24 protein-coding genes are annotated in these 25,609 nt (G+C 70.1%); 13 read left to right on the plus strand and 11 right to left on the minus strand.

Annotation, left to right across the window (positions count from 1 at the left end; genetic code table 11):
* Positions 1-9: 9 nt before the first annotated feature.
* The gene (locus tag OG975_RS43325; protein WP_327433952.1) at positions 10-495 is read left to right on the plus strand and encodes a PaaI family thioesterase; all 486 of its coding nucleotides are present in this window, start codon (positions 10-12) and stop codon (positions 493-495) included.
* A 93-nt stretch (positions 496-588) separates the two neighbouring features.
* Here OG975_RS43325 and OG975_RS43330 read toward each other — a convergent pair whose 3' ends face one another.
* On the minus strand, positions 589-1,446 hold the full coding sequence (locus OG975_RS43330) for a siderophore-interacting protein (protein WP_406335154.1): 858 nt from the start codon (positions 1,444-1,446) through the stop codon (positions 589-591).
* 128 nt (positions 1,447-1,574) lie between these two features.
* On the opposite strand from OG975_RS43330, the gene OG975_RS43335 reads away from it, so the two are divergent.
* Positions 1,575-2,057: a helix-turn-helix domain-containing protein gene (locus OG975_RS43335; RefSeq protein ID WP_406335155.1), complete on the plus strand. Its 483-nt coding sequence runs from the start codon at positions 1,575-1,577 to the stop codon at positions 2,055-2,057.
* On the opposite strand, the gene OG975_RS43340 is transcribed toward OG975_RS43335, so the two are convergent.
* The 3 genes from OG975_RS43340 to OG975_RS43350 form a co-directional block, all read right to left on the minus strand.
* Positions 1,978-2,790, minus strand: coding sequence for a hypothetical protein (locus tag OG975_RS43340; RefSeq protein WP_406335157.1), 813 nt, complete (start codon positions 2,788-2,790; stop codon positions 1,978-1,980). The genes OG975_RS43335 and OG975_RS43340 overlap by 80 nt on opposite strands.
* A gap of 255 nt (positions 2,791-3,045) precedes the next feature.
* A complete protein-coding gene (locus OG975_RS43345) occupies positions 3,046-4,356 on the minus strand; it encodes an FtsX-like permease family protein (RefSeq protein ID WP_406335158.1) in 1,311 nt (436 codons plus the stop codon).
* 4 nt (positions 4,357-4,360) lie between these two features.
* Positions 4,361-5,143, minus strand: coding sequence for an ABC transporter ATP-binding protein (locus tag OG975_RS43350; protein ID WP_406335159.1), 783 nt, complete (start codon positions 5,141-5,143; stop codon positions 4,361-4,363).
* Positions 5,144-5,310: 167 nt separating this feature from the next.
* On the opposite strand from OG975_RS43350, the gene OG975_RS43355 reads away from it, so the two are divergent.
* From OG975_RS43355 to OG975_RS43370, 4 genes are all read left to right on the plus strand, one after another.
* Positions 5,311-5,991, plus strand: coding sequence for an ABC transporter permease (locus tag OG975_RS43355; RefSeq protein WP_406335161.1), 681 nt, complete (start codon positions 5,311-5,313; stop codon positions 5,989-5,991).
* A complete protein-coding gene (locus tag OG975_RS43360) occupies positions 5,988-6,659 on the plus strand; it encodes an ABC transporter permease (protein ID WP_406335162.1) in 672 nt (223 codons plus the stop codon). The genes OG975_RS43355 and OG975_RS43360 overlap by 4 nt, the downstream gene beginning before the upstream one ends.
* On the plus strand, positions 6,656-7,630 hold the full coding sequence (locus tag OG975_RS43365; protein ID WP_406335163.1) for an ABC transporter substrate-binding protein: 975 nt from the start codon (positions 6,656-6,658) through the stop codon (positions 7,628-7,630). The genes OG975_RS43360 and OG975_RS43365 overlap by 4 nt, the downstream gene beginning before the upstream one ends.
* Before the next feature lie 78 nt (positions 7,631-7,708).
* The gene (locus OG975_RS43370; protein WP_406335165.1) at positions 7,709-8,665 is read left to right on the plus strand and encodes a hypothetical protein; all 957 of its coding nucleotides are present in this window, start codon (positions 7,709-7,711) and stop codon (positions 8,663-8,665) included.
* On the opposite strand, the gene OG975_RS43375 is transcribed toward OG975_RS43370, so the two are convergent.
* The 7 genes from OG975_RS43375 to rhaI all read right to left on the minus strand — a co-directional run bounded on the left by OG975_RS43375 (position 8,632) and on the right by rhaI (position 17,682).
* A complete protein-coding gene (locus tag OG975_RS43375) occupies positions 8,632-9,786 on the minus strand; it encodes a betaine/proline/choline family ABC transporter ATP-binding protein (protein WP_406335166.1) in 1,155 nt (384 codons plus the stop codon). The genes OG975_RS43370 and OG975_RS43375 overlap by 34 nt on opposite strands.
* Before the next feature lie 22 nt (positions 9,787-9,808).
* A complete protein-coding gene (locus OG975_RS43380) occupies positions 9,809-10,456 on the minus strand; it encodes a lactate utilization protein C (protein ID WP_406335167.1) in 648 nt (215 codons plus the stop codon).
* On the minus strand, positions 10,453-11,934 hold the full coding sequence (locus OG975_RS43385) for a LutB/LldF family L-lactate oxidation iron-sulfur protein (protein ID WP_406335168.1): 1,482 nt from the start codon (positions 11,932-11,934) through the stop codon (positions 10,453-10,455). Before OG975_RS43385 ends, OG975_RS43380 begins: the two co-directional genes overlap by 4 nt.
* Entirely contained in the window at positions 11,931-12,686 is a 756-nt protein-coding gene (locus tag OG975_RS43390; RefSeq protein ID WP_406335169.1) for a (Fe-S)-binding protein, read from the minus strand. Before OG975_RS43390 ends, OG975_RS43385 begins: the two co-directional genes overlap by 4 nt.
* Positions 12,687-12,786: 100 nt before the next feature.
* A complete protein-coding gene (locus tag OG975_RS43395; protein WP_406336717.1) occupies positions 12,787-14,220 on the minus strand; it encodes a rhamnulokinase family protein in 1,434 nt (477 codons plus the stop codon).
* A 67-nt stretch (positions 14,221-14,287) separates the two neighbouring features.
* The gene (locus tag OG975_RS43400) at positions 14,288-16,345 is read right to left on the minus strand and encodes a bifunctional aldolase/short-chain dehydrogenase (protein ID WP_406335171.1); all 2,058 of its coding nucleotides are present in this window, start codon (positions 16,343-16,345) and stop codon (positions 14,288-14,290) included.
* 176 nt (positions 16,346-16,521) lie between these two features.
* Positions 16,522-17,682 (minus strand): L-rhamnose isomerase, encoded by a 1,161-nt coding sequence (rhaI, locus tag OG975_RS43405; RefSeq protein WP_406335172.1) that lies wholly within the window; start codon positions 17,680-17,682, stop codon positions 16,522-16,524.
* A 273-nt stretch (positions 17,683-17,955) separates the two neighbouring features.
* Between rhaI and OG975_RS43410 the strand changes: the two genes are divergently transcribed.
* The 7 genes from OG975_RS43410 (at position 17,956) to OG975_RS43440 (ending at position 25,592) form a co-directional block, all read left to right on the plus strand.
* A complete protein-coding gene (locus OG975_RS43410; protein ID WP_406335173.1) occupies positions 17,956-19,473 on the plus strand; it encodes a sugar ABC transporter ATP-binding protein in 1,518 nt (505 codons plus the stop codon).
* A gap of 55 nt (positions 19,474-19,528) precedes the next feature.
* A complete protein-coding gene (locus OG975_RS43415) occupies positions 19,529-20,569 on the plus strand; it encodes an ABC transporter permease (RefSeq protein ID WP_406335174.1) in 1,041 nt (346 codons plus the stop codon).
* Positions 20,562-21,554, plus strand: coding sequence for an ABC transporter permease (locus OG975_RS43420; RefSeq protein WP_406335175.1), 993 nt, complete (start codon positions 20,562-20,564; stop codon positions 21,552-21,554). Before OG975_RS43415 ends, OG975_RS43420 begins: the two co-directional genes overlap by 8 nt.
* Positions 21,555-21,612: 58 nt before the next feature.
* Entirely contained in the window at positions 21,613-22,695 is a 1,083-nt protein-coding gene (rhaS, locus tag OG975_RS43425) for a rhamnose ABC transporter substrate-binding protein (protein WP_406335176.1), read from the plus strand.
* Positions 22,696-22,727: 32 nt separating this feature from the next.
* Positions 22,728-23,048, plus strand: coding sequence for an L-rhamnose mutarotase (locus OG975_RS43430; protein WP_406335177.1), 321 nt, complete (start codon positions 22,728-22,730; stop codon positions 23,046-23,048).
* Positions 23,049-23,064: 16 nt separating this feature from the next.
* Positions 23,065-24,489, plus strand: coding sequence for a BNR repeat-containing protein (locus OG975_RS43435; RefSeq protein WP_406335179.1), 1,425 nt, complete (start codon positions 23,065-23,067; stop codon positions 24,487-24,489).
* 77 nt (positions 24,490-24,566) lie between these two features.
* The gene (locus tag OG975_RS43440) at positions 24,567-25,592 is read left to right on the plus strand and encodes a LacI family DNA-binding transcriptional regulator (protein WP_406335181.1); all 1,026 of its coding nucleotides are present in this window, start codon (positions 24,567-24,569) and stop codon (positions 25,590-25,592) included.
* Positions 25,593-25,609: the final 17 nt, after the last annotated feature.

Below are 25,609 nucleotides of genomic sequence, written 5' to 3' on the forward strand. Positions count from 1 at the left end.
AGGAGTGCCATGGGCAGGTCACGCACAGTCGACTGGGAGGACCCGGCCGTCTCGGCCGGCGCGGTCGGACAGCACAGCGGTCTCGACTTCCTCCGCGAGATGCAGGCCGGGCGGCTCCCCGCGCCACCGATCTCGGCGACCCTCGGCATGACGCTCGAGGAAGTCGAGTACGGCCGAGTGGTCTTCGCGCTGGTGCCCGGTGAGGAGCACTACAACCCCATCGGCAGCGTGCACGGCGGCGTCTACGCCACCATGCTGGACTCGGCGGCGGGCTGCGCGGTGCAGTCGGTCCTGCCGCAGGGCACCGGGTACACCTCGCTCGATCTGAACGTGAAGTTCCTGCGTCCGGTCACCGTGGACACCGGCAAGATCCGAGCGGTCGGCACCGTCCTCAACAGCGGGCGCCGCACGGCCCTCGCCCAGGCCGAGCTCTTCGACTCCGCCGACCGGCTGCTCGCCCACACCACCAGCAGCTGCCTGTTGTTCCCCGTCTGACCGGGCACGGCGAGTCCTGGCGCCGGGGAACCTCCGGAGAGCGGGACCCGGAGGCGTCCTGAGAGCATGGGGTAGGGGTCGGCGGGGATTAGGTCAAGGCCTGGCTCCCATCCCGGCGCGGCGGTCGCCCGGTGTGCCGGGGCGGGGTCCGCGGCCCGTGCCTTCCTTGCGGTCGAGCTCGGACTTCCAGACCCGGAAGCCGTCCTCGGACCTGCCGCGCCGCCAGTATCCCGAGATGGACACCTGGTCACGGGGCAGGCCGCGCTCGGTGAGCAGGTGGGGCCGCAGCCCGTGCATGACCTCCTGCGCCTCACCGTGGACGAACGCGTGCACCCGGCCGGGCAGCCAGTCCATGTCCCGTACGGCGGCTTCGAGTTGGTTCTCCTGGTCTGTGCCGTGCCGGTGGACGTAGGTGACCTCGCCGTTCTCCGGCAGGGGGAGGGCGGGTTCGTGCGCGGGGGAGTCGACGAGGGCCACGACCCTGGCCACCGCGTCACGGGGCAGCTCCGCCAGGGCGGCGGCGATCGCCGGGAGGGCCGACTCGTCGCTCACCAGCAAGTGCCAGTCGGCGGACGGGTCGGGTCGGTATCCGCCTCCGGGGCCATTGACCATGAGCTGGTCACCCGGTGCGGCGGCCGCGGCCCAGGGGCCGGCGACGCCTTCGTCGCCGTGGATCACGAAGTCGATGGCCATGGTCCCCGACTCGACGTCCGGGAAGAGCGCGGTGTAGGTACGGACGGCGGGCAGGTCCTCGGGCGGCAGCACGCGGCGCAGGGCGCGCACGTCGAGCGGTTCCGGGTAGCTGACTCCGGGCTTCGGGAACACCAGCTTGACGTAGCGGTCCGTGTGGACGCTGTCGGTGAAGGCCGACAGGTCCTCGCTGTGGAACCACACCCGGCGCAGGCTGGGCGTCATCATCTCTGTGCCCGTCACGGTCAAATGCGTTGTCACCAAGGCTCCTTCATCGACAACATCCCTCAATTCGTCATGCATGTGCCGGCGCGTCGTGGGGAAGGGTGGCCACGGACCGGGGAGGGGGCCCTTCGGCCGCGGCGGGGCGCCGCACCAGGCCGTGGACGATGATCCGGACCAGGGACGCGCCGTCCGGGAATCGGCGCGTCGGACGTGGCCGCCTCGTCGGACCGTCCTCCTGCGGAGCCCGGCGTGCACCCGGTGTGCCCGGTGTGCTGAAGCGCCGCCTCCGCGCACGACCCTCTCAGCGGCGAAAGGCACCGGCAAGGCCGGCGCGGGGAATCTATGGTTGCGGGGAACGCGTCTGCCGGGCGCCGGCCGTGCCCGCTGGTCGGGCGACCGGTGGTCGCGGGGGACGTAGCCCACTCGCGGGCAACTCCACCGACAAGGCCCTCAACCTGCTGGAATCGGCCGCGGCGCCCGGCTACCCGCACCGCCTGGGCGACATCGCCGCGGCCGCCGGAGTACCCAAAGCCGGCGCGCACCGCATCCTGCAGGACTGCGACGTGCTTACGCGGCGCCGGACAGGGAGTCCGCGGTGTCCTGGACATCGCCTCGTGAGACGGCCAGGTAGCCGACGAAGCCGATGATGGCGACGGTCCAGGACACGGTGACGGGCCCCAGCCCCAGGGCGAGGCCGCCGCGGGAGTGGCCGAGCGCCATCCAGTCGGCGACGGAGGCGCCGAGCGGACGGGTGATGACGTACGCGGACCAGAAGGCGGCCACCGCGTTCAGGGAGCCCCAGCGGTGCATGACGGCCGGGACGGTGATGGCGACGGCGTACAGGACGGCCGAGCCCAGGTAGCCGAGGCCGATCGTGGCGGAGAGGTCCCCGGCGGCGGTGCCGAGCGCGAAGGTGGCCAGCACGGTGGCCCAGTAGAAGATCTCGCGGCGGCGGGTGCGGATGCTGTGGATGGAGAGCGTGCGTTCGCACGCGTACCAGACGGCGAACACGGCGGCCAGCGCGATCATGAAGAAGGGCGTCGAGAGCGTGTACGGGACGCCGAGACCCACGTGCAGCACGTCGGCGGCCATCGTGCCGAACACACTGACCATGACGATCGCCGTCCAGTAGATCCAGGCGACATAGCGGCGGACGGCGAACTGCACGGCGAGCGAGAGCGCGAGAGCCACGCCGCCGAGGCCGACGGCCGGGATGGGACCGAGGTTCTGGGCGAGGAAGTCGGAGGCCGTCTCGCCCATGCCGGTGGTCAGCACCTTGATCACCCAGAAGTAGATGGTGACTTCCGGAACCTTGCTCGCCAGGGCGGTGGCGGAGGGGGTGGCGACGCGACGGTGACGGGTGAGGTGCTCTGTGCTCATGCCCGCACGATGACATGGCGAACTGACGTTGCCACAGGGGTCTTTGCCATCGCTTGGGGGCTTCTGGTGCAGGAGTTGCCAGGGGTGGCGACGGGCCTGAACACAACCTGAACACCTGAACGGAACACCTGGTCAGCGGCATGATCGCGGTGATACGAAGAGCGGTTGCCCGGCGGCCGAGGCGACCGCGCGGGCGTCGCCCGGCGATGGGGCACCCGCTCGGGCGGGTGCCCCATCGGCGTATCGGGCGTCCGGTCACGCGGCAAGCGTCACCGCCGCCACGGCGGGCGTCCGCAAGGAACGCCGGGCCGTGAACAGGATGGTCCCCAGTGTCACTGTCGCCGCGACCGTGACGACGGCGAGCCAGATGCCCAGGCCCCTGCCCGGCCATGCCGTGTCCGTACGGACCAGGGTGAACGGGAGGATCCCCGCGAGCCCGGCCACGGTGCCGAAGAACACTCCGGTGACCGTCAGGATCACACCTTCGGTGCCGACCATGGCGAGCACCTGGCCCGGTGTCGCACCGGCCAGCCGCTGCCGGCCGAACTCCTGGCCGCGGTAAGTGGTCGCCGCGTACAGGGAGTTGATCAGCATGACGCAGGAGAAGACCACGATGATGCCGACGACCACGAGGTTGAGGGTTTCCAGGTTCTTGGCGTCGACGGACTTGGGTACGCCCGAGGCGTCGATCGCCTCGTTCTCGACCGCCTGCATGCACAGCGTCGCCGTCGCCATGCAGGTGAACAGGATCAGCGGCATCAGGACACCGGACAGCTCGTCGGCGCGCCGCCGTAGATTCCGTACGGCCAGCCAGCCGCTCGGGCCCGGCAGCGGGAGCCGGTCGAGCAGCTCCTTCAGCAGCTTCGGGGAGAGCAGCGCGAACCCCACCGACAGCAGGATCGCGCCGTACGCGGGAGGCGCCATCAGCGCGGCGTCGTTCGCGGAGAAGGCGAAAGTCGAGCAGACGGCCACGACGCCGACGGTCAGGGCCGCGTACTTGAAGAACTTCCGTGCCCCGCCCCGGGGTTGGCGCCGCCTCGTCGCCCGTCGCACCGCGAGGAACGCCGCGCCCGCCGCCGCAAGCACCGTGATGTCGATGCCCGACACGAGGGCGATGGGACCGAAGGAGTAGTCCACGGACCGCGCCACCTGACCGCTGTCCTGGAAGACGGTGAGCAGGGCCCGTCCGCCGAGCATCGCGGGACCGATCGCCAGTACCGAGCCCACCAGCGCGACCGCCACCGACTCACCGACGACCATCCGCCTGATCTGCGCCGGAGTCGCCCCCGAGCACCGCAACAGCTCCATCTCGGCGCCGCGTTGACGGACATTCACCGTCAGCGTCGAGGCGACCGCGAAGAACACCAGCAGGGTGCCGTAACCGCCGACGACACTCGCCGCGGTGGACAGCGACTCCGCGCTCACCGAGTCGACACCCGACTGCCCGGCCGTGTCGTGCATCGAGTTGAACGTCATGATGATCGCCGCGCCGAGGAACGCGGACAGCAGCGTCGCCGTGAAGCGCCCGGGGCGCTTGCGGATCGAACGCAGAGCCAGAGCGAACATGACCTCACACCCCCAGCAACGCGTCGTCGCCCAGGTGCGCCAGGCGCTCGGCCACCGCGTCCACCGTCGGCGCCTGCATCCGGCCCGCCGGCCGTCCGTCCGCGAGGAACACCACGGAATCGGCGTACGAGGCGGCCACCGGGTCGTGCGTCACCATGACCACGGTCCTGCCGTGCACCCGTACCGCCTCCTGGAGCAGGCGCAGCACATCGCGCGCACTGCGCGTGTCCAGCGCACCGGTCGGCTCGTCCGCGAAGATCACCCGGGGTTCGGTGACGAGCGCACGGGCGATGGCCACACGTTGCCGTTGTCCTCCGGAGAGCTGGTCGGGCAGGTGGCCGAGCCGGTCACCGAGACCGACGGCCGTCAGGATCTCCTGGACCCGCGCACGGTCGACGCGCCGCCGGGCGAGCCTGAGCGGCAGGACCGTGTTCTGCGCGACGGTCAGCGTCGGCAGCAGGTTGTACTGCTGGAACACGAAGCCGATCCGGCTGCGCCGGAACCTCGTCAACTCGGCCTCGCCGCCGCCCGTCATCTCCGCGCCGTCCACCATCACGATGCCGCTGTCGGGCCGGTCGAGCCCGGCCGCGCACTGCAGCAGCGTGGACTTGCCGGACCCAGAGGGCCCCATCACGGCGGTGAACGTGCCCCGCGCCAGGCTGAGCGTCACCCCGTCCAGGGCGGTCACGGCACTCTCCCCGGCGCCGAACGTCCTGCTGACCTTGACCAGCCGCAGAGCCTCCGGGGCGGGTCCCGAGTCGTGCGTACGTCGCGCTTGGCGAAACATCGTCATCACTCTCCGTCCGGCACGCCCTGTGCCTCGCCCACGACGCTACGGAGAGCCGGGCCGGGCCACATGGGGCGCAGAACCCGTATTCCGGGGTGTACTCAGTGACACCCCGTACGGGTCACCAGAACGCGCCGACCTCCCGACAGCCCCGATGCAATGGACAGATGACGGCGCCCCCGGACGACTGCCTCGCGCGCAACGAGTGGATCTGCGGCGAGTATCTGAGCACGCGCCGCCAGATCCTCCTCGACGCCGTCGGCCAGCACCTCCAGCTCACGGCGGTCTCCGTCCTCATCGGGCTCGCCCTCGCGGTGCCGCTGGCCGTCCTCGCCCGCCGCTGGGGCTGGTCGGCAGGTCCGGTCCTCGGGGTGACCACGATCCTCTACACGATCCCGTCGCTGGCGATGTTCTCGCTGCTGCTGCCCGTCTACGGACTGTCGGCCGCCCTGGTCGTCGCGGGCCTCGTCCTCTACTCCCTGACCCTCCTCGTACGGAACATCCTCGCGGGCCTGCGCGCCGTCCCCGAGGACACCCGGCAGGCCGCGCGCGGCATGGGATACGGGCCCATCCGGCTGCTGCTCACCGTGGAACTGCCGCTCGCCGTGCCCGCCGCGATGGCCGGGCTGCGGATCGCCACCGTCTCGGCCGTCTCGCTGGTCACGGTCGGCGCGATCGTCGGCTTCGGAGGGCTCGGCAACCTCATCTACGCGGGCATGAACACCTACTTCAAGGCCCAGGTCCTCACGGCGTCCGTGCTGTGCGTCGTCATCGCCGTCGCCGCCGACCTCCTGCTGCTCGGCGTGCAGCGGCTCATCACCCCCTGGACCAGGGCGGCCCGCGGATGACCACCCTGACCGATGCCTGGGACTGGCTCACCGACCCCGCGCACTGGTCGGGCGACGACGGCATCCGGCACCGCCTCGCCCAGCATCTCGTGCTGACCGTCGTCTGTCTGATCATCAGCTGTCTGATCGCGCTGCCCGTCGCCCTCGTCCTCGGCCACCTCGGCAAGGGCGGCGCACTCGCCGTCAACATCTCCAACATCGGCCGCGCCGTCCCCACCTTCGCGGTCCTGGTCCTGCTGCTCCTGACCCCGCTCGGCAAGTACGGCGAGGGCCCGACCGTCGTCGCCCTCGTCCTGTTCGCCGTGCCGCCCCTGCTCACCAATGCGTACGTCGGGATGCGCGAGGTCGACCGCGATGTGGTGCGAGCGGCGCGCGGGATGGGCATGACCGGGCGACAGATGCTGTTTCGCGTGGAACTGCCCCTTTCGCTCCCGATGGTGATGAACGGGGTGCGGATCGCCGCCGTCCAGCTCGTCGCGACCGCCACCATCGCCGCGCTCGCGGGCGGCGGCGGGCTCGGCCGGATCATCACCGCGGGCTTCAATCTGGCGAGTACGCCCCAGGTCGTCGCCGGTGCCGCCCTGGTCGCCGTGTTCGCGCTGATCGTCGAGGGGATCTTCGAGGTCACGGAACGGCTGGCACCGCACTGGGTGAGGGGCCCGCGATGAGCCGTCAGTGCGCGCCGCGCAAGGGGCTCGCGACGAGACGGCGCGCCGCCGCCCTGCTGACGCTGCTCCTGCTGAGCGGCTGCGCCACCGGCCCGGCCCTGGAGAACCAGAGTGCGGTCACCGCCGCGCCCGGCGACAGCAAGCACCTGACCATCGGCTCGGCCGGCTTCACCGAGAGCGACCTGCTGGCCCAGATGTACGCGCAGCTGCTGAACCAGGCCGGCTACCGGACGTCCATGCTCACCGTCGCCAACCGGGAACTGTACGAACCCGCCCTGGAATCGGGCCAGATCGACGTCGTCCCCGAATACGCGGCCACCTTCGCGGACTGGCTGAACGCCAAGACCAACGGAGCCGGTGCGCCACCCGCCGGCTCGCCCGACCTCGACACCACGATGGCCGCCCTGCGTGAACTGGCCACGCCTCGCGGCCTCACCGTCCTCGAACCCGGCAAGGCCGTCGACCAGAACGCCTTCGCGGTGACCGGGGCGTACGCCCGTGAGCATCACCTCAAGACGCTCGGCGACCTCGGAAGGTCCGGCCTGGAGGTGCGGCTCGCCGCCGGCGACGAGTGCGTGCAACGGCCGTACTGCGAACCGGGGTTGAAGAAGACGTACGGCATCGACATCACCGCCGTCGACCCGAAGGGTGTCGGCACCACCCAGGCGAAGCAGGCCGTGCAGAGCGGCCAGGACCAGATGGTGCTGACCACCACGACGGACGCGACCCTGGACGACTTCGGGCTGGTCCTGCTCGCCGACGACAAGCACCTGCAGAACGCCGACTACATCGTCCCCGTCGTCAACCGCTCCCGCGCGGGCAGCGAGGGCGTCACCAAGGCGCTCGGCAGGCTCAACGACGTACTCACCACCGCCGATCTGGCGTCCATGAACCAGCAGGTGGACAGCTGGCGACGGCTGCCGACGGACGTGGCGAAGACCTTTCTCGAGGACAAGGGCCTGCTGAAGTGACAGGTCCGTGACGTCCGTGACCGGACTGGTGCGGTGCGGTGGCTTCCCGCCGGGGCCGGGCCTCGGTACACGTTCTCCATGGGGGATTACGGGGGATTCCGCCGGACATGGCGGCAGACATTACGTGAAGCGGTCCTGGGGGCCCGCACCGACACCAAGGCCGACGGGCTGGCGAATCTCGTCGAGCCCGGCCGCGAGACGGCGTACGAGCGGTTCGAGAGCGTCTATCCCAAGCAGCAGGTGCAGCTTCAGCTGCTCTACGGCGCATCGCAGCGGGCCTTCGAGTCGCAGACCAGACAGTCGCTGCGGATCACCGTCGGCAGCGTACTGAGCAACGTGCTGCGCGACGGGCGGCTGACCGGCACCGAACCCGACCGTCACCTGGCCGAATATCTCGGCAAGGAGATCTCCGGCCTGCGGGCGCGCATCGACCAGGACTGCGCGCTGGCCGTCAGCCGTGGCCTGAACGTGGGGCTCAGCCTGGGGGCGTTCATCAGCGTCGTGCTGCTGATGGTGCCCCTGGTGGTGGGAGCCGCGGGGCTGCTCGACCTGTTGCGGGTCGAGGTGGGCTGCACCGACCGCTGGAGCCTCATGGGCGCCTTCGTCTGCGGGGGAGTGGGGGCCTTCGGCGCGGTGCTCAGCGTGCTCGTACGGCTGCGCAACAGCGGCGAGGAGTTGACGCGTCGCAGGACGAACGGCGACCGGGGCTCGGTCGCTCCCGGCCAGATGGCCCGCGGCATGCGGCACGAGGGCGTCTACCGGGTCTTCGTCGGCTGGATCCTGGCGCTGGCCGTCTACTTCCTGCTCAACGCCGGCTTCATCACCCTGTTCGACATGCCCGCCACGCCCGCCGAGATCTGCGCGGACAACGCGGAAGGACAGGGCACCGCCTTCTGGGGATTCTGGTGCGCCGTCGGTTTCCTGGCGGGCTTCAACGAACGCTGGGCCTTCGGGCTCCTCGACCGCTCGAACCGGCCGGACCGCACCGCCCGGTCCACGACTCAGGCGTCCGCCACGGAGTCGAACTCCACCTGACCCCGGGGCACGCCGCGCGCGTCCGCGTCCACCGAGCGTCGCAGCGCCTCGTGCAGCTTCGCCGGGGTCAGCACGCCGAGGAAGCGCGCCCCCTCCAGCACGGCGACCCAGCCGGCGTCGTGCTGGAGCATCACACCGAAGGCCTGCTTCAGCGGGGCACCCACCGGCACCCAGGAGTTCATGCGGTGGGCGAGGTCGCCGACAGCGCCGCCCGCCCCGAGCTCGTCGACGCCGACCCATCCGTGCAGATCGCCCTGCGTGTCGAGCACGACGGCCCAGCGCGCGCCCTCCGCGTGCAGTCGGGATGCCGCCTGCGCGGCGGGTTCGTCCAGGCGTGCGATCGGCGGCTGTTCCAGGTCGTCGATCTCGATCGTGGTGACCGACAGCCGCTTCAGACCGCGGTCGGCGCCCACGAACTCGGCGACGTACGGAGTGGCGGGCGTGCCGAGCACCGCGCCGGGCGTGTCGAACTGCTCGATGCGCCCCTGCCCGTACACCGCGATCCGGTCGCCGAGCCGCACCGCCTCCTCGATGTCGTGCGTGACCAGCAGCACCGTCTTGCGCACCGCCTGCTGCATCCGCAGGAACTCGTCCTGCAACTGCTCGCGCACCACCGGGTCCACGGCCCCGAACGGCTCGTCCATGAGCAGCACGGGCGGGTCGGCGGCCAGCGCCCGCGCCACCCCGACCCGCTGACGCTGACCGCCCGACAGCTGCTCCGGATAGCGCGATCCGTACGTCTTCGGATCCAGGCCCACCAGATCGAGCAGCTCGGCGGCGCGCGCCCGTGCCTTCGCCTTCTTCCAGCCGACCAGTGTCGGGACGGTCGCCGTGTTGTCGAGAATGGTCCGGTGCGGGAACAGGCCGACCTGCTGGATGACATATCCGATGCGCCGCCGCAGCCGCACCGGGTCGACGGTGGCGATGTCCTCACCGTTCACGAGGATCCGTCCCGACGTCGGCTCGATCAGCCGGTTCACCATCATCATGGTCGTCGTCTTGCCACAGCCCGACGGGCCGACGAGCGTGACGAGTTCGCCCTCGGTGACCTCGAAGGAGAGGCCGTCCACGGCGGTCGTGCCGTCCGGGTAGCGCTTGGTGACCTGCTCGAACCGGATCATTCCCTCACGCTAACCGCGGCCTTCACTCCCCGCTCACCAGCACCACCTCCAGGGTGCGCGGACCGTGCACCCCCTCGACCCGGTCCAGCTCGATGTCACTGGTCGCCGACGGCCCGGAGATCCACGTCAACGGGCGGGCCGGGTCGAGGCGCTCCAGGGCCTGGGGCACGGAGGAAACGACCTGGTCGGCGACCCGTACGACACAGATGTGGTGGTCGGGGACCAGGGTGACGCGGCGGCGTCCCTGGTCGGGGGAGCCGTCGAGGACGAGGGTGCCGGTCTCCGCGATCGCCACCGCGCACGCCGTGACCACACTGTCGACGGCGTCCAGCTCGTGCGGTGTGCTGTCGAGCCGGTCGGGGACACGCCTCACGTCGGTCGCCGCGAGCCACGCCTCGTCCAGCCCCGCCGGTACGACCACCGACGCCGAACCCCGCTCGGCGAGCAGCCCGGCGATCGTCGACGCCAGCCCATCGGCGTCGCAGCGGTGCACGAGCGCCCGATAGTCCGCCAGGTTCTCGGCGAGCAGATCCACCGTCTCCGCGACACTCCGAGCCCCGTGCTCGCGCAGATAACTCCGGTCGACGGCCTGCTCGTACGGCGTGTCGTCCTGTCGTACGTCGGCGATCGCCCGCCGCACCCGGCCCAGGATCACATCCCTGCTGCTCACTTCGCCTCCGCCTCCTTGCCGCCCTGCGTACGCTGCCACCAGTCGCGGAACGGCTCCGCGGGCACCGCCGGCAGATCACGGGTCTCGCTCCACGCCCTGCCGGGGCCCGGCAGTGTCCGTGGATGGAAGCGGCGTGTCCGTGAGGCGAGCCGCTGGCCGGTGCGCAGTGCGCCGGGATGGCTGAACGCCCAGCGTGCCGCCCGCATTGCCGCCCGCTCTGCGGCATGCCCCTTCGCGGGCTTGAGGACGACCCTGTTGCCGTCCCGTGTGGCCTGACCGCCCTCGGCGACCCGTTCCCGCAGATGGACGAGGACTTCCGGGATGTCGATGGCGACCGGGCACACCTCGTAGCAGGCACCGCACAGCGTGGAGGCGTACGGGAGGGAGGCGTCGATCTCGCTTCCGGTGCCCCGGAGCTGGGGGCTCAGGATGGCGCCGATCGGGCCCGGGTAGACCGAGCCGTAGGCGTGACCGCCCGCCCGCTCGTACACCGGGCAGACGTTCAGACACGCCGAGCAGCGGATGCAGCGCAGCGCCTGGCGGCCGACCTCGTCGGCGAGCGTGTCGGTGCGGCCGTTGTCGAGGAGGACCAGGTGGAAGGTCTGGGGTCCGTCCTCGTCCGTGGTGCCCGTCCAGGTCGAGGTGTACGGGTTCATGCGCTCGGCCGTCGAGGAGCGGGGGAGCGTCTGGAGGAACACCTCCAGGTCCTGCCAGGTCGGCACGATCTTCTCGATGCCGACGACCGAGATCAGGGTCTCGGGGAGCGTCAGGCACATACGGCCGTTGCCCTCGGACTCCACCACGACGAGCGTGCCGGTGTCGGCGACCATGAAGTTGGCGCCGGAGACACCGACCTTGGCGCGCAGGAACTTCTCCCGCAAATGCAGCCGGGCGGCCTCGGCCAGCTCGGCGGGCGTGTCGGTCAGTCCCTCGGGGGCCGGGCGGCCCCACTCGCCCATCTCACGGGCGAAGATGTCGCGGATCTCGCCGCGGTTGCGGTGGATCGCCGGGACCAGGATGTGCGACGGCCGGTCCTTGCCCAACTGCACGATGAGTTCGGCGAGATCGGTCTCGTAGGCGTGGATGCCCTCGGCTTCGAGAGCCTCGTTGAGCCCGATCTCCTGCGTGGCCATCGACTTGACCTTGACGACCTCCGTCTCGCCGGTCATCTTGACCAGCTCCACGACGATCCGGTTGGCCTCGTCGGCGTCGGCGGCCCAGTGCACGATGCCGCCGGCCGCCGTGACCGACTCCTCCAACCGCACCAGATAGTGGTCGAGATGACGGAGCGTGTGGTCCTTGATCTGCTTGCCCGCCTCGCGCAGCGCGGCCCAGTCGGACACCTCCGCGACCGCCTTGGCACGCTTGGAGCGGATCGTGTGGGTGGCGTGTCGCAGATTGCCGCGCAGGGTGGCGTTGTGCACGGCTTCGTGCGCGGCCTTGGGGAACGCCGGCATGCCGACGAAGGTCCCGCTCATACCAAGGGCTCCTCTTCCGTGCTCGCCAGGATCTCCGCGATGTGCACGGGCCGCATGCCCGTGTTGAGGCGGCCCATCGTGCCGCCGATGTGCATCAGACAGGAGTTGTCGGCGGCGCACAGCACATCGGCGCCCGTCGACTCGGCGTTGCGCACCTTGTCGGCGCCCATCGCAGCGGAGACATCGGAGTTCTTGACGGCGAAGGTGCCGCCGAAGCCGCAGCACTCGTCGGCGCCGGGCAGCTCGCGCAGTTCAAGTCCCTTGACGGCCTGGAGCAGCCGGCGCGGCCGGTCGCCCAGACCCAGACTTCGCAGGCCGTGACAGGTGGGGTGATAGGTCACCGTGTGCGGGTAGTACGCGCCGACGTCCGTCACACCGAGTACGTCGACGAGGAACTCCGTGAGCTCGTACGTCTTCGGCACGACCGGCGCCAGCGTCTTGGCCAGGGTGTCGCCACGCCCCTCGGCGCGCGCCCGCTCACCCATCCGCGGATACAGCTCCCGCACCATCGCCCCGCACGAGCCGGACGGCGTCACGATCGCCTCGTACTCCCCGAAAACATCGGAGAAATGCCGGGCCAGCGGCTCGGCATCATGGCGATACCCGGTGTTGTAGTGCGCCTGCCCGCAACACGTCTGACCCATCGGGAAGTCGACGTCGACACCCAGCCTGGTCAGCAGTTTCACCACGGCGCGGCCGGTGTCCGGATACAGCGTGTCGTTGACACAGGTCAGGAACAGAGCGACACGCATCGCGGCTCCTCGTTCTCGATCATCGGATGAGTGCAGGGTACGCGGCGAGCGCGCGGTGTGGGAGACACCGCGCACCGCCGCGTACGCGCCTCGCGGTTCATTACGGGGCGAGCCTGGCCTCGGCAGCCTGCCAGGCCGCCGTGTCGCCCCGCGGCTCGTACCGCCGCAACGGCTGGGTACGGGCGAGCAGTTCACGCATCTCCGCGCGGTCGCCCACCAGCCCGTGGGCCCGGGCCTGGACGAGGACGTTGCCGAGCGCGGCCGCCTCCGCCGGACCCGCCACGACCGGCAGCCCGCAGGCGTCGGCGGTCAGTTGGCACAGCAGGGCGTTGCGGGTGCCGCCGCCGACGATGTGCACGACGTCGACCGGGTGGTCGGCGAGCGACTGGGCCTCGGCGACCGCCCGGCGATGGGCGAGCGCGAGGGAGTCGAGGATGCAGCGCGTGACCTCGGCCGGGGACTCGGGCACCGGCTGCCCCGAATCCCGGCAGGCGGCGGCGATCCGGGACGCCATCCGGCCCGGTGCCAGGAACGCCGCGTCGCCCGCGTCCACGACGGACCGCAGCGGCGCGACTTCGGCGGCGGCCGAGAGGAGATCCCCCAAGTCAGGGTGCCCCCATTCCCGTACGCACTCTTGAAGCAGCCACAGCCCCATGATGTTCCGCAGATAGCGGACCGTGCCGTCGAGGCCCAGCTCATTGGTGAAGTTGGCCGCCCGGCTCGCCTCGGTGAGCACCGGCGCGTCCAGCTCCAGCCCCGCCAGGGACCAGGTGCCGGTGCAGATGTACGCGAACCGCTCCCTGGTGGCGGGCACGGCGGCCACCGCCGAAGCGGTGTCGTGCGAACCGACCGTGGTCACCGGCACCGGACCGGTCAGCCCGGTCTCCTCCAGGACCTGCGGCCGCAGCAGTCCCGCGGGGTCGCCGGGGCGGCGCAGCGGCGCGAACAGCTTGAGGTCGATGCCGAGCCGCGTCGCCAGGTCGTACGACCAGTCGCGCGTCCGCGGGTCGATCAGCTGGGTCGTCGAGGCGTTGGTGAGCTCGGTGCCCGCCTCGCCCGTGAGCCAGTACGTCAGCAGGTCCGGGATGAGCAACAGGCGCTCGGCACAGGCGAGTTGTGCCGAGTGCCGGGCCGCCGTCAACTGGTACAGCGTGTTGAACGGCGCGTACTGGAGCCCGGTCGCCGCGTACAGCTCGGCGGCGGGCACGGTGGCCCACACCTTCTCCGCGACGCCCTCCGTGCGGGCGTCGCGGTAGTGCACCGGGTTGCCGAGCAGCGCCCCGTCGGCGTCCAGCAGGCCGTAGTCCACGGCCCAGCTGTCGATGCCGACCGAGTCGACCTGCCCGGCCGCGCGCAGACCGTCGAGGACGCCCGCGTACAGGGAGAGGATGTCCCAGCGCAGGCCCTCGGGGACGCGCACCGGGCGGTTGGGGAAGCGGTGCGCCTCGGAGAGTTCCAGGGTGTCGGGGCCGACGCGGCCGACCATGACGCGCCCGCTGGACGCGCCGAGGTCGACCGCGGCGTACGACTTCACAGCCGTCACTTGAGTCTCCGTGTCACTTGAGTTGCCCGCGTCACCCACATCACCCACGTCACCCGCGTCACCGAAGGAACGCGGCGGCGACGCCGGCGTCGACCGGGACGTGCAGGCCCGTGGTGTGCGTCAGCTCCCCGCCCGTCAGGGCGAACACCGCGTTCGCGACGTGCTCCGGCAGCACTTCCCGCTTGAGGATGGTCCGCTGGGCGTAGAACTCGCCCAGCTTCTCCTCCTCGATGCCGTACGTCGCCGCCCGCTGCGCGCCCCAGCCGCCCGCGAAGATCCCCGAGCCGCGCACGACCCCGTCGGGGTTGACGCCGTTGACCCGGATGCCGTGCTCGCCCAGCTCGGCGGCCAGCAGGCGCACTTGGTGGGCCTGGTCGGCCTTGGTCGCGGAGTAGGCGATGTTGTTGGGGCCGGCGAAGACCGCGTTCTTGGAGGCGATGTAGATGATGTCGCCGCCGAGGCCCTGCCGGGTCATCACCCGGGCCGCCTCGCGCGAGACGAGGAAGGAGCCGCGGGCCATGATGTCGTGCTGGAGGTCCCAGTCCTTCGCGGTGGTCTCCAGCAGCGGCTTGGAGATGGAGATGCCCGCGTTGTTGACCACCAGGTCCACCCCGCCGAAGGCCAGCACCGCCGCTTTGAACGCCTCGGCGATCTGCTCCTCGGAGGTCACGTCGACGGTGACGGCGACGGCCTTGTCGGGACCGCCGAGGGCGGAGGCGACCGCGTCGGCGTTCTCCCCGTTCAGGTCCGCGACGACCACGCACGCGCCCTCGGCCACCAGCCGCTCGGCGATCGCCCTGCCGATGCCACTGCCCGCGCCCGTCACCAGCGCCACCCGCGTCGCGAGCGGCTTGGGCTTCGGCATCCGCTGGAGCTTGGCCTCCTCAAGAGCCCAGTACTCGATGCGGAACTTCTCCGACTCCTCGATCGGCGCGTACGTCGAGACGGCCTCGGCACCGCGCATCACGTTGACGGCGTTGACGTAGAACTCGCCGGCCACGCGTGCGGTCTGCTTGTCCTTGCCGAAGGAGTACATGCCGACGCCGGGCACGAGCACGATCGCCGGGTCGGCGCCGCGCATCGCGGGGGAGTCGGGCAGGGCGTGCCGCTGGTAGTACGCGGCGTACTCCTCGCGGTACTCGCCGTGCAGCTCCTTGAGCCGGGCGACGACCGTGTCCAGGTCGGCGGCCGGCGGCAGGTCGAGGACGAGCGGCCTGACCTTCGTCCGCAGGAAGTGGTCGGGGCAGGAGGTGCCGAGCGCGGCGAGCCGCGGGTGCTCGGCGCGGGCGAGGAAGTCCAGGACGACGTCCGCGTCGGTGAAGTGGCCGACCTGCGGGCGGTCCTGGGAGGCGATGGCCCGGATGTACGGCGCGAGGGCCGCGGCCCGCTCCCGGCGCTCGGCCTCGGACAGGGCCTCGTACCCCTCGACGACCGGCCCGAACGGCTCCGCCTTCCCCTGCGCGGCCAGGAACGCCTCGGCGGTGCGGATGATGTGCAGCGAGTTGCGCTCGCACTCCTCGGCGGTGGCACCCCACGCCGTGATGCCGTGCCCGCCCAGGACACAGCCGATCGCCTGCGGGTTGGCCTCCTTGACCGCCGCGATGTCCAGTCCGAGCTGGAAGCCCGGCCGGCGCCACGGCACCCACACGACGCTGTCACCGAAGCACTCGGCGGTCAGCTTCTCCCCGTCGGCCGCGCAGGCCAGCGCGATCCCGGAGTCGGGGTGCAGATGGTCGACGTGCGGCGCGTCCACCAGACCGTGCATCGCGGTGTCGATGGACGGCGCTGTGCCTTCCCCTCCCGAGGGTCCTCCCTTGCCATGCAGGCAGTAGTCGAACGCGGCGACCATCTCGTCCTCGCGCTCGACACCCGGGTAGACGTCCTTCAGCGCCAGCAGCCGGTCCAGCCGCAGCACGGCCAGCCCCGCCTCTGTGAGCGTGCCGAGGTCACCACCCGACCCCTTGACCCACATCAGCTCGACATCACCCCCGGTCACGGGATCGGTGTCGGTGCCTTTCGCGGAGGCGTTGCCACCGGCGTAGTTGGTGTTACGGGGATCGGCGCCGAGCCGATGAGAGCGGCCGAGCAGGGCAGCGGCTTCGGGATGGGGTGCCATGGTGTTCTCAGTCCTTAGTAGATCAAGAGGGTGGATATCTCAGCCGCGGGCCGAGGGGAGCGCCCCTTCAGGGGCGCGGGGCTGTGTCGTCATGCGGCTCCGCCGCGTGGGCGCGACCAGCCACATACGGCCCGCAGTCTGCAACCGGCGTCGCCCGGCAGACGCGATGCAGCCGGCTACGCCCCCCAACCCGCCTGCTGCCCACCCACCCGCTCCGCGGCGATCTTCTCCGCCCACCCGCAGCGGCGGTATGCGGCAACCGGGTCCGGGTCCAGCCCGAGCTCGGCGCGGACCTCGGCCAGCAAAGGCCGCACGTCAGTGTTGTACGCGTCCATGACCACGGCGTTCGCAGCCAGCACATCCCCAGCCCGCTGGGCCTCACCGAGCGCGGAACGATCGACGAGGAGCGCCTTCGCCGTGGCCTCCTGGACGTTCATGACGGAACGGATGATCGCCGGGATCTTCGCCTCGATGTTGTGGCACTGGTCGAGCATGAACGCCACATCCGGGGTGAACCCACCCCCACGGATCACCTCGTACATGATCCGGAACAGCTGGAAGGGATCGGCGGCCCCCACCATCAGGTCGTCGTCGGCGTAGAACCGCGAGTTGAAGTCGAACCCGCCGAGCTTCCCCTCCCGCAGCAGCGTGGCGACGATGAACTCGATGTTGGTGCCGGGCGCGTGGTGCCCGGTGTCGACCACGACCTGCGCCTTGTCGCCGAGCTTGAGGCAGTGCGCGTACGCCGTGCCCCAGTCGGGGACGTCCGTCGAGTAGAAGGCGGGCTCGAAGAACTTGTACTCCAGCAGCATCCGCTGGTCGTCCCCGAGCCGCTCGTAGACCTGGGCCAGGCCCTCGGCGAGCCGGTCCTGGCGCTCACGGAGGTCGTCCTGCCCGGGATAATTCGTGCCGTCCGCGAACCACAGCTTCAGGTCCTTGGACCCCGTCGCGTCCAGGATGTCGACACACTCGAACAAATGGTCGATGGCCTTGCGTCGCACCGCCGCGTCCGGGTGGCAGATGGAGCCGAGCTTGTAGTCGTCGTCCTGGAAGGTGTTGGAGTTGATCGTGCCCAGCTTCAGGCCGCGGTCCTCCGCGTACTTCGCCAGGGCTGCGTAGTCGTCGACCTTGTCCCAGGGGATGTGCAGGGCGACGGTCGGCGCCGCCCCGGTGAACTCGTGCACCTTCGCGGCGTCGTCCAGCTTCTCGAAGGGATCGCGCGGCACTCCGGGTTGCGCGAACACCTTGAAACGGGTTCCCGAGTTCCCGTACGCCCATGACGGCGTCTCGACGGCCTGGGTCTTGAGCGCGGTCTTCACCGCTGCGAGCTCGGTCACTTCGGGGCTCCTACGACTTCGAATGTGAAAGGGCTTCTTGAAAGCTCACTCTGAAACGATTCAGGAGCCGAAGCTATGAGCCCCCCGAAGGGCTGTCAACCCCTGCGGCGCAGGCCGTTGACCGTGACTCGGTTGTGACCTTCGGGCATCGAAAAATTTCGACACGAACCCATTGACGCGACCTGGGTGACCTGCCTAACGTCCCGGCAACCCAATTGAAACCTTTCACGACGCTGTGAGGGCAGTCCTGCCGGCGTCGTCGAGGAGCCCCTCATGACCCACCCGTCCGATACGGGACCGGCCCCCGTGCTGGCGCTCAAGGACATCTCGAAGTCCTTCGGCGCCGTACGAGCCCTGCGGGACGTGTCCCTGGAACTGTTTCCTGGCGAAGTGCACGCGCTCGCCGGAGAGAACGGCGCGGGCAAGTCGACCCTCATCAAGACGCTCGCCGGCGTGCACCGACCGGACGCCGGTCAGGTGCTGCTGGACGGCGAACCCACCGTCTTCCACGGTCCCGCCGACGCCCGCGACGCGGGCATCGCGGTGATCTACCAGGAGCCCACGCTCTTCCCCGACCTGTCGATCGCCGAGAACATCTTCATGGGCCGCCAGCCCCGGCGGGCGTTCGGCCGGATCGACCACAAGGCCACCCACGCGGCGACCGCCGCCCTGATGAAGCGCCTCGGCGTCGAACTCGACCCCGACCGTCCGGCGCGCGGCCTGTCCATCGCGGACCAGCAGATCGTCGAGATCGCCAAGGCGCTCTCCTTCGACGCCCGCGTTCTGATCATGGACGAGCCGACCGCCGCCCTGACCGGCAGCGAGGTGGCCCGCCTCTTCGGCGTCGTCCGCGCCCTGCGTGAGCAGGGCTCGGCGGTGCTGTTCATCTCGCACCGGCTGGAGGAGATCTTCCAGATCTGCCGGCGGGTCACGACCCTGCGGGACGGCGCCTGGATCTCCAGCGAGCCGCTGGAGGACATGACGGAGGACGACCTGGTCCGCCGGATGGTCGGCCGCGACCTCGACGAGCTCTACCCCAAGCAGGACGTCGAGGCGGGCGAGGTCGCCCTGAGCGTGCGCCGGCTGACCCGCGAGGGCGTCTTCACCGATATCTCCTTCGACGTCCGGCGCGGCGAGATCGTCGGTCTCGCCGGACTCGTCGGCGCGGGGCGCACGGAGGTCGCCCGGGCCGTGTTCGGCGTCGACCGCTGGGACGCCGGAGAGGTCGAGGTCGACGGCAGGACGCTCACGAACGGAGCGCCCTCCACGGCCATGGCCGCCGGGCTCGCCCTCGTCCCCGAGGACCGGCGCGCCCAGGGTCTGGTGATGGACATGTCCATCGAGCGCAACATCGGCCTGACCGGGCTGCGTACGACGGTCAAGGCGGGCCTGATGGACCGCGGCGCCGAGCGCAGCCGCTCCCTCGACTGGGCGGTCAAGCTCCAGGTGAAGTACGCCCGGATCGCCGACACCGTCTCCACGCTCTCCGGCGGCAACCAGCAGAAGGTCGTCCTCGCCAAGTGGCTCGCCACCGGCCCCAAGGTGCTGATCGTCGACGAGCCGACCCGCGGCATCGACGTCGGTACGAAGGCCGAAGTGCACCGGCTGCTCAGCGAGCTGGCCGCCGACGGGGTGGCCGTCCTGATGATCTCCTCCGACCTGCCCGAGATCCTCGGCATGGCCGACCGCGTGCTCGTGATGCACGAGGGCCGGCTCACCGCCGAGATTCCGCGCTCCGAAGCCACCGAGGAAACCGTGATGGCCGCAGCCACCGGGAGGGCCGCCGCATGACAGCCATGGAGAGGGCTGCCCGTATGACCCCGATCAACCCCCGGAGGGCCGCCGTATGACGGTGACCGCACCCAACCCCGCCCCCGCCGCCGAGGTGTCCAGGTCGAGCGGCACCCGGCTGGTGGACCGCGTCTTCAAGATGCGTGAACTCGCCATCCTGGTCGTCTTCCTGGTGATGATCGCCATCACCCAGATGGGCAACAGCCAGTTCCTGTCCGAACAGGGCATCAAGGATCTGCTGCTGAACGCGACCATCCTGGTGCTGGTCGCCACCGGCCAGTCGCTGGTGGTGATCACCCGGAACGTCGACCTGTCGGTCGGCTCCACGCTCGGCATCAGCGCCTTCGCGGCCGGCACCTATCTCCAGGGCGGCGGAAACCCCGTCGTCGCCGTACTCCTCGCGGTGCTGCTCGGCGTCGGCTGCGGACTGGTCAACGGGCTGCTCGTCAGCCTCGGTCAGGTGCCCGCGCTCGTCGTCACCCTCGGCACGCTCTACATCATCCGCGGCATCGACTCCATCTGGGTCGGCTCCCGGCAGATCACGGCGGCCGACCTCCCGGGCGGCTTCGTCGACTTCGGCTCCGGCGGCATCTCGGCGGTCCCGTACCTCGCCCTGATCGCCCTGGCGGTGCTGCTGGTCACCGCGTACTACCTCAAGCACTTCGGCAGCGGCCGCGAACTGTACGCGCTGGGCTCCAACCCCGAGGCCGCCCGGCTCGCCGGCATCCCGGTCCGCAAGCGGATCCTGACCGCGTACGTCGTCTGCGGCGGGCTCGCCGGACTCGCGGGCGCCATGTATCTCGCCCGGTTCGGCAGCGTCGATTCCAGCACCAGCACCGGCTATGAACTCACCGTCGTCAGCGCGGTCGTGGTCGGCGGTGTCGTCTTCACCGGCGGCTCCGGCAGCGTCTACGGCGCGGCCCTCGGCGCACTGCTGCTGACCTCCATCAACAGCGTGCTGCCCGCCCTCGGCGTCAGCTCCGTCTGGGTGCTCGCCATCAACGGCATCCTGCTCATCCTCGCCATCGCGGTCGACCGGATCGTCGCGCTGCGCGTGGCCTCCGCCCTGAAGAAGAGGAACGCCCGCCATGGCTGACTCGTCCCTCGCGCGCGCCGTCCGCTGGGACACGGTCGTGGGCGCCCTCCTCATCGTCCTGCTGCTGTCCTCCTTCGGCTTCGTCGACGGCTTCGGCAATGCCCTCAACCTGTCGTTCCTGATCGGCAACACCCTGCCGATCGCGATGATCGCCCTGCCGATGACCCTGCTGGTGGTGGCCGGTGAGATCGATCTCTCGGTCGCCTCCACGGCGGGCCTGTCCGGTTCGGTGATGGGCGCCCTGTGGAACCAGGGCATGTCGATCGAGTCGATCATCCCGCTGTGCCTGCTGCTCGGCGTGGTGTGCGGGCTGGTCAACGGTCTGCTGGTGACCCGGCTCGGGCTGCCGTCGCTGGCCGTCACCATCGGTACGCTCGCCGCCTACCGTGGCATCGCGCAGATCGTGCTCGGCCAGGACTCGGTGACCGACTTCCCCACCCAGTACCTGGACTTCGCGGCCGGACGCCTCGGGAACACCTTCCTCCCGCAGGCCTTCCTGCCCTTCCTGGTGCTGCTGGCCATCGCCGTGGTAGTACTGCACGCCACCCCGTTCGGACGCTCCGCCTTCGCGATCGGCGCCAACGAGGAGGCCGCGCGGTTCGCCGGCATCCGCGTCAAGCGGCAGAAGCTGATCCTCTTCGTCGCCACCGGCGTCATGGCTTCCCTGACCGGCGTCTTCTGGACGCTGCACTACGCCAGCGCCCGCTACGACAACGCCACCGGCCTCGAACTCTCCGTCGTCGCGGCCGTGCTGCTCGGCGGCATCGACTTCGACGGCGGCAAGGGCACGCTCGGCGGCGCGATCGCGGGAGTCTTCCTGCTCGGCGCGCTGCAGAACGTGATGAGCCTCCTGAATGTCTCCGCGCAGTCGCAGATCGTCGTCACCGGCGTGCTGCTCGTCGTCTCCGTGCTCGGCCCCCGGGTCGCCCGGCAGATCTCCGTAGCGAGGGCGGGCCGCAGAGCCTCCTCGGCTCCGGCCTCGTAACTCCCACCCTGCCCCGCCCTGTCATCCCTCCGCTCCCCCTCGTAAAGGAACTTCCGCCATGCGCAAGTCATCGATCCGTCGGGCCTGTGTCGCCCTCGCCGCCGTCAGTTCGCTCGCCCTGGCCGCCACCGCCTGCGGCGGCACCACCAAGAACGACGTCAAGGACGAGGGCGGCTCGGCCGCCGCGACCGGCAAGGCCGACCCCAACGCCGCCACCAAGAAGGGCCTGACCGTCGGCTTCCTGCCCAAGCAGGTCAACAACCCCTACTTCACCTCCGCGGACAAGGGCGGCGAGAAGGCCCTGACGGAGCTGGGCTCCACGTACAAGGAGGTCGGCCCGAGCAGCGCCACCGACACCTCCGGCCAGGTGAGTTACGTCAACACGCTCACCCAGCAGCAGGTCGACGCGATGGCCGTCTCCGCGCAGGACCCGGGCGCCCTGTGCACCGCGCTCAAGCAGGCCATGACCAACAAGATCAAGGTCGTCACGTACGACTCGGACACCAAGCCCGAGTGCCGCAACGCCTTCGTGTCGCAGGCCAGCGCCGAGGACCTGGGCCGCACCGAGGTGCAGCTGCTCGCCGAGCAGATCGGCTACAAGGGCGAGATCGCGATCCTCTCCGCCGCGCAGACCGCGACGAACCAGAACACCTGGATCGACTTCATGAAGGACGAGCTGAAGGACTCCAAGTACAAGGACATCAAGCTGGTCAAGGTCGCGTACGGCAACGACGACGCCCAGCAGTCCTTCCAGCAGACCCAGGGCCTGCTCCAGGAGCACCCGAACCTCAAGGGGATCATCTCCCCGACCACCGTCGGCATCAAGGCGGCGGCCCAGTACCTCTCCGGCTCCAAGTACAAGGGCAAGGTCAAGCTGACCGGCCTCGGCACCCCCAACGACATGCGCAAGTACGTCAAGAACGGCACGGTCGAGGGCTTCGAGCTGTGGGACCCGGCGAAGCTCGGCGAGCTGGCAGCGCGGACCGCCGTGGCGCTGTCCTCGGGGCAGATCACCGGCAAGGAGGGCGAGACCTTCAAAGCCGGTGACATGGGCTCCTTCACCATCGGCAAGGACGGCGTGATCAGCCTGGGCAAGCCGACCGTGTTCAACGCGAAGAACATCGACCAGTTCAACTTCTAGAAGTTCAACTCGCAGGACCCGGAGGGTCATTGATGCAGCGTGTGTGCTTTCTGCTGAAGGTCCGTGCGGACCGCCTCGACGAGTACCGCGAGCGGCACGCCGCCGTGTGGCCCGAGATGCTTCAAGCGCTCTTGGCCACCGGCTGGCACAACTACTCGCTCTTCCTGCGCGAAGACGGCCTGCTGGTCGGCTACTTGGAGACCGAGGACTTCGCGGCCGCACAGGCAGGCATGGAGGCCACCGACATCAACGCCCGCTGGCAGGCCGAGATGGCGCCGTTCTTCGAGTCGCTGGACGGCGCCAGACCCGACGAAGCCATGAAGCCCCTCACCGAAGTGTTCCATCTAGCCTGACCAGGAGCTCCGCAGGATGAGACGACGCACACTGCTCACGACGGCACTGCTGGGCGCGGTGGCAGGCCCCGGCCTGGGAGCCGGTACGGCGCGGGCGGCCGACCCCGGCCCGTCCGTCACACTGACCGGCACCACCCAACTCGACGCCCAAGCCCTGTTCTTCGTGTCCTACGACGGCCTGGTCAACAACAACTCGTTCCAGAAGAACGGGCTGTTGACCTACAAGGGCTACCAGTACGCGGCCTGGTACACCACCGACCGCAGCGCGGTCGTCGCCCGCCGGGCGCTCGGCGCGTCCAGCTGGTCGACGGTCACCCTCGCCCACACGCTCAAGAGCTCCGACTCGCACAACGTCATCTCCATGGGCGTGTCCAAGACCGACGGCCGGCTGCACCTCAACATGGACTCCCACAGCGACGGCTTCTTCTACGTGAAGTCGGTGGCGGGCCTGCTCGACAACCCGGCCTCCACCAGCTGGACCTCCGCCGTCTTCGGCTCCGTACAGACGACCCTCGACGGCCTCGCGCTCACCACGCAGTTCACCTATCCGCAGTTCATCTCGACACCGGAGGGCAAGCTCCAGCTCAGCTATCGCGTCGGCATCTCCGGCAACGGCCGCAACGCCCTCGCGGAGTACGACGGTTCGTCCTGGACGGCTCTCGGGGAGTGGTCCAGCTCGACCGGTACGTACACCAGCTCGCACGGCTCCAGCACCGTCCGCAACATGTATCTGCACGGCATCGACTACGACGTCAACGGCCGACTGCACTCCTTCTTCACCTGGCGCGAGCAGAACGCCGCCGTGATGTGCAACAGCGGCGGCATCACCAACCACGACACGGGCTACGTCTACTCCACCGACCGCGGCCGCACCTGGCGCAACGACGCGGGCACCCTCGTCGGCACCACCGGGACGTCGGACACCGTCGCCGTCACCGACAGCGGACTCGTCATCGACTCCCTCAACCCCGACCACTCCCTGATGAACCAGGAGAGCCAGGCCACCGACTCGACCGGCCTGCCGCACGCGATCATCAGCTACGTACCCGGCCGCTTCGGCCAGTGCACGACCAACTACGTCACCGACCGGACGGCCAACGGCCGCGCCTTCCACGTCCGCAAGAACTCCTCGGGCACCTGGACCAAGACCGAGATACCGATCGTCCTGAACTCCAGCCAGCGCACCAAGCTGGTCCTCGACAAGTACGACAACGCCTACGCGATCATGCCGTTCGGCCGGATCGTCGGCGCCTCGAAGTCGTCCGGGTACACCGACTGGACGCTCCTCTACGACGGCAGCGCCCTGAACGCCTTCGGCGAGGTCGTGATCGATGAGATGCGTGTCTCGCAGGATGGGAAGCTGTCGTTCATGTACCAGGAGAAGTCCAGCGGTACGACGCCGTCGGCCCTCCACGTCGTCGATTTCCAGTTGCCTTCGTGACCACTGGGTACGGCCCTCACGCGGGTAGTGTGAGGGCCGCGCCCGCCGCTTCTCGTTTCCCTGGAGGTTCCCGCCCGATGGCCCAGTCGGTGGGTATCAAGGACGTCGCCCGTGCCGCCGGAGTCTCCGTCGGTACGGTCTCGAACGTGATCAACCGCCCCGACTCGGTCGCCTCCGAGACCCGGGCGCGAGTGCTGTCCGCCATCGACCGGCTCGGCTATGTCCGCAGTGAATCCGCGCGCCAGCTGCGGGCCGGGCGCAGTCGGATCATGGGCCTGCTCGTCCTCGACATGGGCAACCCGTTCTTCGTGGACGTCGCTCGGGGCGCCGAGCGCGCCGCGCGGGACACCGGGCTCGGCGTGATGGTGTGCAACAGCGCGCAGAGTTCGAGCGAGGAGGCCGACTATCTGTCGCTCTTCGCCGAGCAGCGGGTGCGCGGGGTGCTGCTGACGCCCACCGACGCGAGCGGGCGCAACATCGAGGCGTTCCGCCGCAACGGCATCCCGTTCGTGCTGGTCGACCGGGTCGCCGAGGGCACCACCGAGTGCTCGGTCTCGGTCGACGACGTGGCGGGCGGCGCGCTCGCCGTACGGCATCTCGTGGACGCCGGTCACCGCTCCATCGCGTACGTCAGCGGGCCGCCCGGACTCAACCAGGTCAGGGACCGCCGCACCGGCGCCCTGAACGCCCTGGCCGAGGCGGGACTCGGCCCGGACAGCCTGCGCGAGCTGCCCACCGAGCGGCTCGACGTGGCCGCGGGGCGCGACGCCGGTGCCCGGCTGCTGGGCCTCGCCGAGCGCCCCACCGCCGTCTTCTGCGCCAACGACCTGCTCGCCCTCGGCGTCCTGCAGGCCATGTACGCGGCCGGCGTCGGCGTACCCGACGACCTCGCGATCGTCGGCTACGACGACATCGAGTTCGCCGCCGCCGCGGCCGTCCCGCTCACCTCCGTACGCCAGCCCGCCGTGACCATGGGCGCGCTCGCCGCCGAGCTGCTCCTTGAGGAGATCGAGGCGGAGACCGCTCCCACGCCGCACGAGCACCGGCGGGTCGTGCTCCAGCCGGAGCTGGTGGTGCGCCGCTCCAGTCTCTCGGCGCGCTGACCGCGGGTTCAGTGGGA

The organism is Streptomyces sp. NBC_00203, assembly GCF_045206325.1.
Classification (GTDB): domain Bacteria; phylum Actinomycetota; class Actinomycetes; order Streptomycetales; family Streptomycetaceae; genus Streptomyces; species Streptomyces lutosisoli.